We start from the raw sequence: 12,015 nt of genomic DNA, 5'->3' as shown, positions 1-12,015 counted from the left end.
AAAACAAAGCGTTTCCCGTGGAAGACATACGGTGAACTCGCGTTCCTGCCGGAGCTCAGCTATGCCGATGTCGATGGCGACGGTCGGAACGAGCTGATTGTAATTTTGTGTGAAAGCGAGGGCACCGGCGCGCTTGTTGAGGAAATACATGTCTTAAATCCGGAGGACTTTTCCGAAATTACGGTTCAAAGTCCGTTGGCCGCGCTGGAAAATCGGGTCGTATCAAAGATAGATGAAAACGATGTGCAAATTACAATTGATAATCAAAACGCCCTTGTATTCCCTGAAAAAGAAATTACAGCTAAGGTTGCCGAGAAAAAAAGCTGGTTTGCCAATCTGGCAACCGGCTCCATTATTGATTATTCAATGCAAGGCAATAATGTCATCGTAAGAGTTGCGGCACAGCTTTCACCTTCGGGCTTTTTGGGCGACTTCAATTTAACATATGAATATAAGGATAATCAACTGAAAGTAAGCGGCGTCAGTTTTATGACAGCTCTGTTCTGGCAGTCAGTACCGTGATGGATAGTGTCCAGAAGGGCCCCCAGAAATCCTGAACTATTTTTCTGCTGCTTTGGATAAAACAAAACATGCAAAAATATACTATTTTAGTGTTGATTCCACTGGATAGATACTGTAGACTGCTCATAGTACAAGGGGTTTGAAAGCAATTTGGAGGTGCCCATCATGAAACTGTTTGAAGAATACAAAGTCAAAGGTATGACTCTTAAGAACAGAATCGTTATGCCGCCGATGTGTATGTATCAGGCGGCGTCTGACGGTTTTCCATCGTCGTTTCATCTGTGCCACTATGCCTCCAGAGCTCTGGGAGGAGTAGGGTTGATCATTGTGGAGTCGACCGGTGTAGTCCCTGTGGGCAGGATCACGGACCACGACCTTGGCATCTGGAATGACGAGCAGATTCCCGGGCTGAAACGGATTGTGGATGTCTGCCATGCAAACGGCGCCAAAATTGCGCTTCAAATCAACCACGCCGGCAGAAAGAGCACGTCCTCCGCACGGCAACCTTTTGCCCCAAGTGCTGTCCGCTTTGACAGCGATTATCGTATGCCGGAAGAGCTGACAAAAACACAGATCGGTGAGATTGTTGCAGCCTTCAAAGCGGCGGCTGGGCGGGCCAATACCGCCGGATTCGACGCTTTGGAGATCCATGCGGCGCATGGCTACCTTGTCCATGAGTTTCTGTCGCCGATTACCAACAGGCGCACGGATGAGTATGGTGGCAGTCTGGAGAACCGGGTCAGGTTTCTCAAAGAGATACTGGCAGCCGTTCGCTCTGTCTGGCCCGAAGAAAAGCCGCTTTGGATACGTGTCTCTGCCCGTGATTATCAGGAAGGTGGGATCGACGGCGAAATGATGGTGCAGATAGTAAACATGGCCAAATCTTCGATTGATCTTGTCCATGTAAGCTCTGGTGGCCTGCTCCCTATAGAGATCAACGATTATCCCGGATATCAGGTCCCCTTGTCAGAAAAGATACGAAGAGAATGTGGCAAACCGACAATCGCCGTGGGTTTGATTACAAATGATGAGATGGTGGAAGAAATTCTTCAAAACGGCAGGGCGGATCTGGTGGCGATGGGACGTGAGCTTCTGCGTAATCCTTACTGGACGATGAATGCAGCAACAAAGCATGGAATCGCCGGATATGTGCCGGAGTCTTACAAGAGAGCTCATACCGTCTGACCGTTGAGCGCCATGGACGGGGATAGAGGACTGGATTCCCGCCTTCGCCGAAAGCACCCCTCGCATTGGAAAGAAATGCTCGGGGGGGAATGACGGCCGAGGGGAGGGTCTTCTCTGTCAGTCCGTCTACCTGAGCTCGACGTCTGCAATGACCAGGGCGTGATCGCTGCTGGCCCGGACAGCCTCTTCGTACAAGTAGTGGACATCTATCACGCCAATGCCAGGCGAGACGTGGATGCTGTCGTAGCGACAGCGCAGGTACTTGCCTTTCCGTCCACGGTGGTATGAGTCGGCAAGGGGTCCGTTGGGGTAGTACCGTACCTGGCGTTTCAGTTCTGCAGGATGGTCTCCGTACCACAGACGCAGGACGTCTTCAGTTGGCGCACCTGATCCGAGGACGAGTGCCTCTTCTTGTGTCCACCAGCGGTTCTGCTCGATGTCGGGGTGGTCCACGCGTGGCCCGTTAGCGTCCATGCCCATCACGATGGGCGCGGAAACAGCGCTCAGCCAGGCTGCCAGCGCGGCGAAATAAGTGGGCCGCTGCTTTCTGCCCAGCCCCGTATTGGTGGGAGCGTAGCAGGAGAGGAGCGTCAGGGCGGATCCCGTGTGGGTGGCAGTGATGGCAAGCGAACGACTGGGGAGCAGGAGGTCTGGGACAGGCAACGCTGACCCGAGCACCCATTCGCCCGTGGCCGCTATTAAGCACCCGCCCCGGCGGGCGACACCTTGGGAAGAGATAGGGAACGACCATGTGTCGGTGGTGTGTTCCCATAGGCGACTGTCCACCACGGCACGTACGGCGGATGGTCCCACGTCCTGCAGGAGCAGGATGTTGGGGTGCTGGTCAGCTAGCAGTCCGAGCTGATCAGCCGGCCGGGGCATGCCGCGTACGTTCCAGCTTGCAATTCGCAGTCTCATGTGGGCAGTATACAACGCCGGGTGCTCTCGCAAAAACGCGGGAGAGGTGTAGTCTGAACGTGAAGACGGGTGGCAGAACCCGCACGACGGGAGGTAGAACCATGAGCCAGCACAATCCACAGGCAGTCATGACGCAAGAGATGATCGAGCAGTTCAGGATGTCATTCGAGAGCGACCCGGTCAACAGGCTGGCACAGGACGCGGTGACGCGGGTGTCCGTGCATACCGTTGCCCTTAATCACGAGGCGGCGACCGGCACGGACCATACGTTCTCGGTGATGCTGCCGAGCAACGAGGCGACGGCTCAGGAGAAGAGTGGGCGCTGCTGGCTGTTCTCTGGCCTCAACACGTTCCGCACCGAGGTCATGCAGCGCCTTGATGTCGACAAGTTCGAGCTGTCGCAGAGCTACCTCATGTTCTGGGACAAGCTGGAGAAGGCCAGCTACTTCCTCGAGAGTATCCTCTCCACACTGTCCGAGCCCGTCGATGGGCGTCTGCTGATGCACCTGCTGCATCATCCCCTGCAGGACGGCGGCCAGTGGGACATGTTCTGCGCCCTTGTGGCCAAGTACGGCGTCGTCCCGAAGACCGTCATGCCCGAAACGGAGAGCAGTGGCAACTCAGGGGTCATGAACGCCGTCATCACGGCAAAGCTGCGGGAGTATGCCGCCGACCTGAGGCGGATGGCTGCCACAGGGGACGAGGAGGATGTCTTGCGCTCGCGCAAGGAGATGATGATGGGTGTGATCTTCCGCATGCTCGCCATCCATCTCGGTACACCGCCCGTCGAGTTCTTCTGGCAGTGGCGGGACAAGGGGGGCGCCTTCCACCGCGACGGTACCATCACGCCGCAGGAGTTTTTCGGGCGGTACGTCGGCGTAGACCTCGAGAACAAGGTCTGCCTCATCAACTGCCCGACGCCTGACAAGCCCATGAACCATCTGTACACGATCGGCTATCTGGGCAATGTCATCGAGGCGAAGGGCATCCGGTACCTGAACACGCCCATCGAGGTCTTTAAGCAGGCTGCGATCGACATGCTGGTCGCCGGCCGGCCCGTGTGGTTTGGCTGCGACGTGGGCAAGTTCGAAGAGCGAGACCTTGGCATTCTGGACCCGTCGATCTTCGAGTACGACCTCGTCTACGGGGAGGGGTTCATGAGTGACAAGGCCGAGCGCATCCTGTATGGGCAGAGTGCTATGAACCACGCTATGGTGCTGACGGGGATCGACCTCGATGGCGATGGGCACGCGCGCAAGTGGCGTGTCGAGAACTCGTGGGGAGACAAGCTCGGAGACAAGGGATTCATGGTTATGACGGACGCGTGGTTCGACGAGTACGTGTACGAGGTCGCCGTCAGCCGGGATTATCTTCCGGAGGGTCTGGCTGCTGTCCTGCGTGAAGAGCCGACGGTTCTGCCGCCATGGGACCCGATGGGCGCCCTGGCTGTGGCTCGTTGACACACAGGAATGCGGCGGGGAGGCCCCAGTCATGGAAACCTTGGAAGCGATAGCCGCACGGAGGAGCGTCCGCAAGTTCACTGACCGTCCTGTCGCCGAGGAGACCGTGAACGCGGTCCTCGCAGCGGCGATTCTCGCGCCGTCGGGCAAGAACCGTCAGCCATGGCGGTTCGTCGTGGTGGCGGGCGACGAGAAGCGCGCACAGATGGTCCGGGTCATGCGCGAGGGCATCGCAGATACCAAGGCCCGCGGGATGGAAACCGGCTCGGCCATTATGACGGCGCGTGTCATGGAACGCGCTCCGGTGACGATCTTCGTCTTCAACCCGGAAGGTGTGCATCCCTGGGCGTCGCGCTCGCTTGCGCAGACGTTGATGGAAGCAGTAGACACGCAGTCCATCGGGGCAGCGATCCAGAATATGCTGCTGGCCGCGCAGTCCATGGGTCTGGGAACGCTCTGGATGTGTGACGTGTGGTCGGCCTATCAGCAACTGGAAGCATGGCTGGGAGAATCTGTCGAGCTGGTCGCCGCGGTGGCGCTCGGGTATCCGGACGAGCAGCCCGCCGCGCGTCCGAGGCGCTCCCTGTCCGAGGTCGTGCGCTGGTTCTAGCAGACGGGCTACGGACTGAGCAGTTTGGTGACCTGACGGCGGAAGTCGGGGAACAGGCTCAGCGAACCCATTTCCTCGAGCGTGAACCATCCGATGCCTTCCGTCTCCCGGGTGTCCTCGGTGAGATGTGCTCCCTCGCCGGGCAGGGGTTCACAGACGTAGGCGAAGTCGATATGGCAGTGCTCGGGTTCCGTGTCGGTCGGGATGCGCTCACACAGGACCATCCATGGAACGTGCAGAACCTCGACGACGCCAGGCTCGCCCAGTGTCTCGTCCCGGGGACTCACGATGCGGCAATGCACTCCTGTTTCCTCGAGGACCTCGCGGAGGCATGCTTCGTCTGGCGTTTCGTTCGGTTCCACGTGACCGCCTGGGTAAATCCAGACACGGTGTTTGCGGTGATTGATCAGCAGGATGCGGTTATCTCGCAGGACAAAACCCGACGCGGTGAAATGTTTGGGCAGCAGCCGCGCCCAGGACGGCAGCAGTTCTGTCATGACGAGTCCTTTGGCGATGCCGGGCGGCACACGTCTTCACAGATCCTTGCGACGATGTCCTGGGTGGCGTTGGGCCTCCCCAGGCGCCTGAGGTTACCGGACATCTCTGCCCCCCTGCTTGTGAACATGAGTTCATCAGCGGCAGGCAGAAGTTGCTTGGCGTCCTCTGCGGTATACGCTGCCTCGTGCTGTGTCAGGAACCGGGCGTTCACGGTCTCCTGACCGGGGAGGGGCTGGAAGATGACGAGCGGGACGCCGACAGCTGCCGCCTCGGCAAGTGTGACGCCTCCTGCCTTGCTGACGAGCAGGTCAGCTGCCTGCATATACGTGGAAATCTGGTCAGTCCAGCCGACTGCCGTGATGGTGTGTCTGGACGAACGAGTGATGGCGAAGCTGCCTATCTGACTCAGGACATCAGTGTTGTTGCCGCAGAGAGCCATGACGGTGACGGGTTCTCCAAAGGGCCTGGACGTCAGCGTGTCACACGCCTCGAGGATGTGCCCGAGGCCCAGTCCGCCTCCCGTGACGATGGCCAGATGGGCATCCCGTGGGATACCCAGCATGGTACGGGCTTCCTCCCGCGCACGGTGGACGGCGAACGCCGGACGGACGGGAATGCCGAAGGAGTAGATGGGCTCACGGAGGCGCCGGTGGGAGGCCTCGAAGGTCGCCGTGATTTGCTCGTTTGCCGAGACGTGCCAGTTGACCCCCTTGGTCATGTACAGTGTCTGCAGGACGTAGTCGGTAAAGCAGTTGATCAGCGGCGTCCCCTGCAGGCGGTGCTGTTTGACTTTTGAGAGCGCCAGTGTCGGCCAGAGGTTCGTGGAGACGATCGCGTCGGGAGCCTCCATGAGTGCCAGCTCCCGCAGTCTCCTGTAGCCGACGTTCGCGAGAAGCCTCGACGCGCGCTCCGCCTCCTTGAGGTCCTGGGCCACGGTGTGCTGGAAGGCCAGATCGTAGGCTAGGGGGAGGATCCTGACAAGCTGTAGATAGGCGTCGCGCATGACAAAGCGCATGGCCGCGGGGGCCTCGTCGAGGAAGTCGACGTATCGCGTTGCCCAGCCCCGCTGCTCGAAGACCTCTCCCAGCGCGCGTGCCGCCTGTTCATGTCCGGCGCCCACGCTGGCGTATGCAAGCAGAACCTTGTAGTCAGCCACCGTCCACCTCAGCCAGGGCCGAACGAAGGGGACGCGCAACGGCGGCGACCACGGCCATTTTGACGACGTCGAGAGCCATGATCGGGATAAGGCCGACGAGAGCCGCCTGGGCGGAGCCTCCTCGCAACAGGAGAACGTGCCACATCCAGAAGATGCCGGGGACATAGATGAAGACGAGCGATCCTTCTGCAAGGGCCAGGTCACGCCACCGGGAGTCCCAGTGCCAATGCTCGGCAATGACGCCGACGACGATGGAGGCGAGAAGGAAGCCGGCAAGGAAGCCGCCCGTCGGTCCCGAGAGGGCCACCAGGCCGGAGGCTCCCTCTGCGAAGACCGGCAGGCCGACCAGTCCAAGCAGCAGGTAGGCTAGGACGGCAATGTACGCGGTAGTGCCGAATAGGAGCGGTGTCAGCACAACAAATGCACTCTGGAATGTTATCGGGACCGGCCGGAGGGGGATGCTGACGTAGGCGCCGATGACCAGTAGCGCCACCATGACGGCAAGTTGCGCGACACGCCGTGTGGAGAGTTTCACGAAAGGTATCGCCTCACGACGGCCACGAATATCGACAGCGCGATAGGGAAGATGTCCTCGTCGAAGGTGAACTTCGGATTGTGGTGTGGGGCAGTGAGACCCTTTGCCACGTTTCTCGTCCCGAGGAAGACAAACGCCCCGGGCACCTGCTGGAGGTAGTAGGCAAAGTCCTCTCCACCCATGCTGATCTCAGGCTCGACGACGTTGCCTTCGCCGACTGCCTGCTGGAGGATGGGGCGCAGGAACGCGACGGATTCACAGCTGTTGATGACGGGGGGATACCCGAATTCATAGTCGATTGCGGCAGTCGTGCCGAGAGCTTCGGCCGTATGACTGACGATGCGGCGCAGACTGGCGGCGCCGAGTTCGGCGTCTTCCCGCGACAGTGCGCGCAGGGTGCCGGTCATGTGGACGCTCTGGGGGATGATGTTGAATGCAGAGCCGCCGTCGATGGTCCCGATGGTCACCACACGCGATTCGAGAGGATTGGTCTCGCGTGAGACGATCGTCTGGAGGGAGGTGACAATCTGGGCGGCGGCTACGATTGGGTCCGCGCCGAGGTGTGGCGCCGCGGCGTGTGTGCCCTTGCCGGTGACCGTCAGCTCGAACCGGTCGGCTTCCGCCAAGAGAGGCCCTGCGCGCAGACCGACCTTGCCAAATTCCAGTGTGTTCCACAGATGCATCCCGAAGGCAAAGGTGACGTCCGGGTTCTGGAGGACCCCCTCCTTGACGCATGGTTGCGCGCCGCCGGGCGAGATTTCCTCTGCTGGTTGAAAGAGCAGTTTGACCGTCCCGCCGAACTGGTCCCGGTGGTCGACCAGCCAGTGCGCGACGGCGAGCAATGTCCCGGTATGGCCGTCATGGCCGCAGGCGTGCATCACGCCCTTGTTCTGTGAGGCAAATGGTAGATCAGTCTCCTCGGTCAGCCGCAGGGCGTCGATGTCGGCGCGCAGCAGGAGGACCTTGCCGTTCGCAGGACCCTGCGTTCCGGCAATGGTCGCCGTGACTCCGGTTCCTGCTATGGGAGAGGGATTCAGACCCAGGTTGTGCAAGCAGTCGGTGATGTACCGCTGTGTTCCCTGTTTCTCGAACGAAGGTTCGGGGTGGGCGTGCAGATAGTGACGGTGCTCCGCCGCTTCTCTGGCATACGTGTCGATGTCGAGCATGTTCTCATCTGTTTCCATGGTCGTTCCTCCTGGGGCGTTCAACATCCATAGTGTAGCGGGATAGCACCGCCCGCCAAGTTCTCTCGTCCGTCATTCCCGCGTATGCGGGAATCCAGCTCTGGAACGAAAACAGGGGAGCGCGAGCTCCCCCTTTCTTGGTCCGGATGTGTGAGGGTTATAGCCCTGCGACAGGTTCGGACATGCCCTTCTTGAAGTAGGCGTGGGCCATCTGCGGTGTGTTCTGGGCAAAACCGACGCCGCCCTGATTGTCGACGACGATGATCCCCGCCTCGGTCCTCAGGATGTTGCTGAGCATGTTTACTGCGCCCGACGAGGCGCCTTGGGCGTCGAGCCCCATGCGCATGAAATCGCATGCGGTCTTGGTGATGAGTGTACGCATCATGCTCTCGCCCAGGCCGGTCGACGAGGCCCCGCCGAACTTCGTGGCATAGGTTCCGGCGCCGGGCAGTGGGGTGTCACCGACGCGTCCCAGCAGTTTGAGAAAGACGCCGCCGGTGGACGTCCCCGCGGTTACCTCGCCCTTTTCGTCCACGGCGACGGCGCCGACGGTGCCGTGCATGAACTCCGGATGTTCCTTCATGAGGGCCTTGAGCTTTGGCCAGTCGCCCGCGTCACCACGGAGGAACTTCTCGCGGTATTCTCGCCACTGGACGCGCCGTTCCTCAGTAATGGGATTGTGGGGCGCGATGCCCATCATGCGGGCAAACTCCTGAGCGCCGCTGCCCTGAAGGAGTACGTGGTCCGTCTTCTCCATGACCATACGCGCCAGCGAGATGGGGTGTTGGATGTTCTTGATGCCAGCGATGGCTCCGAATCCAAGTGCAGGACCATAGGCAACGGCTGCGTCCATCTCAACCTCACCGTCGAATGTCAGTACGGAGCCGGTGCCACAGTTGAACAGCGGATTGTCCTCCAGGATCTTGATAGCAGTCTCCACAGCGTCCAGCGAGGATCCACTGCTCGCAAGAACGTCACTTCCGGCTTTGACAGCCCCCCGGACTCCGGCAATGACAGCCTCTTCCTTGTCGTGGGATACTGCTCCGACACCGCCATGAACGATGATCGAGTACATTGGTCCTCCACACTGAACATGATTACCTGCCTTGCAAGTATATGGTATACTCAATGAATGACAACACGGCTTCAGAAGCGACACAAGAGCTCGCAGTCCGGGAGGACATGGGGAGGGATGGATGGAGACAGCAACAAAACTGGTCGAGATAGCCAAGAGGCTGTACGACAGAAACATGAACGCCGCCCTGGGCGGTAACGTGAGCATACGGCTAGGGGACGAGATCGCCATTACGCCCGCCGGCATCAACAAGGGGTTCATGACGGAAGACGATGTGGTCGTCGTAGACATGGAGGGCAACAAACTGCGAGGAAACGGCAGCCCATCATCCGAAGGCAAGATGCACTACGAGATCTACAAGGCCCGGCCAGACGTGAATGCCATCATCCACGCTCATCCCCCGTTCGCCGTCGGCTTTGCGCTCGCTCACCGGGAGATTCCGGACGACGTTCTCCCCGAAGCCACGATCGTCCTGGGAAACGTTCCGTGCCTGCCGTACATGACGCCGTCGACGATTGAGCTGGCCTGCGAAGTTGCCGAGGGACTTGCTCAGCGCAACGCAGTGTTGATGGCGAACCATGGAGCCATCGTCGTGGGCAGGGGCCTGGAGGAGGCGTACAACCGCATGGAGCTCCTCGAGCAGACGTGCATGTCTGTCGCGTACGCGTTGGTGCTCGGCGGTGTGCATCACATTCCCCCCGCAGAGATGGAGTTTTTCGTCGACAACTTCGGGCTGAAGCGCGAGGGCTGATCGGCATGCGGGCGTCGAGCGCTGGAAAATCCCCCGATGGTGGCTAAGATGCTATTGATATGAGCGTGGCACAGGGTACTGGTGTCATCGAGCTGCACGAATTGCAGAGCATCCTCCAGGAACGTTCGCACCGGAAAGCGGTACAGCGGGCTGTAGAGGTGATTGCACATCTCGTGCCGTCGTGCAGTGTGACTCTGATGACGATCAATTCGCGGGGGCGGCTGCGCATCGAGGCTTGGGCGAACATCGCCGCCTCCATCATTCGCAGCGCTGAACGCAGCTTCAACCAGGAAGGCCTGCCCAAGAATCTTGCAGACATCGTCCATACGAAGAAACCAGTGATCATTGACGACCTTAGCTCGTATGCCGACTGGCGCGAGCCGGTACTTCCTACCGCTTCCTGGGGCGGCTTCCCCATCCTCCTGCATGGACGCGTCATCGCCATCGTCAACGTCCAGACCATCGAGAAGCACATCACCCCTGACGTAGTCACTGCCATCGAACCGGTAGCGAGCACCATCGCACTCCTCATTCTGCGCTATGAGGAGGCGCGTGAACTGGCGGTGCGCCACCAGCAGATGAACGTCCTCTATGAGATGGCGGTAACTGGCGCGCAAGCAACCAACGAACAGGAACTGCAAGCCCGGCTTGATCACGTTCTTGAACTCATCGGTCGTGTCCTGGGGTATGGACATGCCGTCGTCTTGCTGTATGACCCGCAGCGTGAGATGCTGGTGCTCATGGCCAGTCGTGGGCGTGAGATCGAGCGCGTTGGCCTGGAAATGGATGTGCATGGTCACAAGGGTGTCACAGTGCACGCGTTCCTGTCGTCAAAGCCGGTTCTTGTCCGTGACACGAGGCGTTGCGCCGAATTTGTCGAAGGGCTGTGGCCCGCACGGTCCGAGCTGGCGATGCCGCTGCTTTCCGGCGGACACTGTGTCGGCGTGCTCGACCTCGAGTCGCCCAAGGTTGCAGCGTTCACGCGCTCCGACATCCGGCTGCTCACGCCGTTCGCCTCCGGGCTTGCCCTGCTCATCGACAACCAGCAGAAGACAAAGCAGCTGCGCGAGCAGGCAACCCACGACGGACTTACCGGGTTCTTCAACCGCCGCATGATGGATGAAATGGTCCCCATGGAGCTGAAGCGGGCGGCGCGGTACCATCGGGACATGAGCCTGGTGATGGTGGACCTTGACGACTTCAAGGCCGTCAACGACAATCTGGGCCATGAGGAGGGGGACCGCCTGCTGCAGGTCTTTGCGGGCTGCATTCGCAAGATTACCCGTTCCTCCGACCCGGTGTTCCGCTATGGTGGGGACGAGTTCCTGCTCCTGTTGCCCGAGACGACGCGTGAGCAGGCCGAGCTGTTCCTGAAACGCTTGGCCGATTTCGCATGCCCGGAGCTCATCACGACGCTGGGGCGCGTGACGTTCTCGGCCGGTATCGCCAGCTGTGTCAGCGATTCCTGCGCAGAGGACCTCGTCAAGCTGGCTGACGACCGATTGTACCAGTCCAAACGGCTTGGCAAGGGGCACGTCACCAGCCACTAGAACGTCTCCGCTGTTCTGACCCGTCGTCCTGCCTGTCATTTCCTCGCATGCGGGAATCCATCCTGGCAGCAGTATTGGGTACGCGCCTTCGCGGACAGGACACAGGGGTCGCGTGATGCAGCTCTGGTTCTTGTCCGGGGGGCTGCAATCGCTATACTGACCGCATGAAGATTATGATATGCGCCCAGGGTGGCGGTCTCAAGAAGTCCTACAACAAGATGGCACAGGATGAGTACTGTCGTCGCCTGGAGCACTACTGCGAGCTGAGCGTCATCGACGTCGCCTCGAGGCAGCTTGCCAACTATGCACGGTTCGAAGAAGGCGCACGTGTCCTGCTCGACCCCCGCGGTCAGGAGATCGCGTCGCACGAGCTGTCCGAGCGCCTGCAGGACCTCATGAACATGGGGACGCGGAAGCTGTCATTCTTCATTGGCGGCGCAGAGGGGTTCAACCCCACTCTGCAGACGTATATCGAACAGAATGTCGGGGTCCGCCCCCTCTCTCCCGGCACGAGCATCCTTTCGTTCGGGAAGCTGACCCTGCCGCACGAGCTGGCACGGGTGATCCTCCT

At 60.0% G+C, this 12,015-nt stretch carries 12 protein-coding genes and 1 pseudogene; 7 read left to right on the top strand and 6 right to left on the bottom strand.

Annotation, left to right across the window (positions count from 1 at the left end; genetic code table 11):
- Both SMC1_RS10790 and namA read left to right on the top strand, forming a co-directional pair.
- Window positions 1-522: pseudogene (locus tag SMC1_RS10790) on the top strand (hypothetical protein); the annotation flags it as partial.
- A gap of 165 nt (window positions 523-687) precedes the next feature.
- Window positions 688-1,707, top strand: coding sequence for an NADPH dehydrogenase NamA (namA, locus tag SMC1_RS10040; RefSeq protein ID WP_119086631.1), 1,020 nt, complete (start codon window positions 688-690; stop codon window positions 1,705-1,707).
- A gap of 126 nt (window positions 1,708-1,833) precedes the next feature.
- On the opposite strand, the gene SMC1_RS10035 is transcribed toward namA, so the two are convergent.
- Window positions 1,834-2,625, bottom strand: a complete 792-nt coding sequence (locus tag SMC1_RS10035; RefSeq protein ID WP_126855221.1) for an endonuclease/exonuclease/phosphatase family protein — start codon at window positions 2,623-2,625, stop codon at window positions 1,834-1,836.
- Window positions 2,626-2,726: 101 nt separating this feature from the next.
- Here SMC1_RS10035 and SMC1_RS10030 point away from each other — a divergent pair, with 101 nt between their 5' ends.
- Entirely contained in the window at window positions 2,727-4,085 is a 1,359-nt protein-coding gene (locus tag SMC1_RS10030) for a C1 family peptidase (RefSeq protein ID WP_119086629.1), read from the top strand.
- 31 nt (window positions 4,086-4,116) lie between these two features.
- The gene (locus SMC1_RS10025) at window positions 4,117-4,695 is read left to right on the top strand and encodes a nitroreductase family protein (protein ID WP_119086628.1); all 579 of its coding nucleotides are present in this window, start codon (window positions 4,117-4,119) and stop codon (window positions 4,693-4,695) included.
- Between the two features lie 8 nt (window positions 4,696-4,703).
- On the opposite strand, the gene SMC1_RS10020 is transcribed toward SMC1_RS10025, so the two are convergent.
- The 5 genes from SMC1_RS10020 to SMC1_RS10000 all read right to left on the bottom strand — a co-directional run bounded on the left by SMC1_RS10020 (window position 4,704) and on the right by SMC1_RS10000 (window position 9,143).
- Window positions 4,704-5,192 carry an NUDIX hydrolase gene (locus SMC1_RS10020; RefSeq protein WP_126855220.1) on the bottom strand — a complete coding sequence of 163 codons (489 nt, stop codon included), beginning with the start codon at window positions 5,190-5,192 and terminating at the stop codon, window positions 4,704-4,706.
- Entirely contained in the window at window positions 5,189-6,349 is a 1,161-nt protein-coding gene (locus SMC1_RS10015; RefSeq protein WP_165849440.1) for an MGDG synthase family glycosyltransferase, read from the bottom strand. Before SMC1_RS10015 ends, SMC1_RS10020 begins: the two co-directional genes overlap by 4 nt.
- A complete protein-coding gene (locus SMC1_RS10010; RefSeq protein ID WP_119086625.1) occupies window positions 6,342-6,884 on the bottom strand; it encodes a biotin transporter BioY in 543 nt (180 codons plus the stop codon). Before SMC1_RS10010 ends, SMC1_RS10015 begins: the two co-directional genes overlap by 8 nt.
- Window positions 6,881-8,068 carry a M20 metallopeptidase family protein gene (locus SMC1_RS10005; RefSeq protein WP_165849439.1) on the bottom strand — a complete coding sequence of 396 codons (1,188 nt, stop codon included), beginning with the start codon at window positions 8,066-8,068 and terminating at the stop codon, window positions 6,881-6,883. The genes SMC1_RS10010 and SMC1_RS10005 overlap by 4 nt, the downstream gene beginning before the upstream one ends.
- A gap of 157 nt (window positions 8,069-8,225) precedes the next feature.
- Window positions 8,226-9,143: an isoaspartyl peptidase/L-asparaginase family protein gene (locus SMC1_RS10000; protein ID WP_119086623.1), complete on the bottom strand. Its 918-nt coding sequence runs from the start codon at window positions 9,141-9,143 to the stop codon at window positions 8,226-8,228.
- Window positions 9,144-9,264: 121 nt separating this feature from the next.
- Between SMC1_RS10000 and SMC1_RS09995 the strand changes: the two genes are divergently transcribed.
- The 3 genes from SMC1_RS09995 to SMC1_RS09985 all read left to right on the top strand — a co-directional run.
- Window positions 9,265-9,894: a class II aldolase/adducin family protein gene (locus tag SMC1_RS09995; RefSeq protein WP_119086622.1), complete on the top strand. Its 630-nt coding sequence runs from the start codon at window positions 9,265-9,267 to the stop codon at window positions 9,892-9,894.
- A 59-nt stretch (window positions 9,895-9,953) separates the two neighbouring features.
- Entirely contained in the window at window positions 9,954-11,444 is a 1,491-nt protein-coding gene (locus SMC1_RS09990; RefSeq protein ID WP_119086621.1) for a sensor domain-containing diguanylate cyclase, read from the top strand.
- 164 nt (window positions 11,445-11,608) lie between these two features.
- On the top strand, window positions 11,609-12,015 hold a 407-nt coding region (locus SMC1_RS09985), incomplete at its 3' end, for a 23S rRNA (pseudouridine(1915)-N(3))-methyltransferase RlmH (RefSeq protein ID WP_119086620.1).

This window comes from Candidatus Cryosericum septentrionale, from assembly GCF_003570995.1.
In the GTDB taxonomy this organism is placed as follows: domain Bacteria; phylum Caldisericota; class Caldisericia; order Cryosericales; family Cryosericaceae; genus Cryosericum; species Cryosericum septentrionale.
This window is presented reverse-complemented; position numbering and strand designations above follow the sequence as displayed.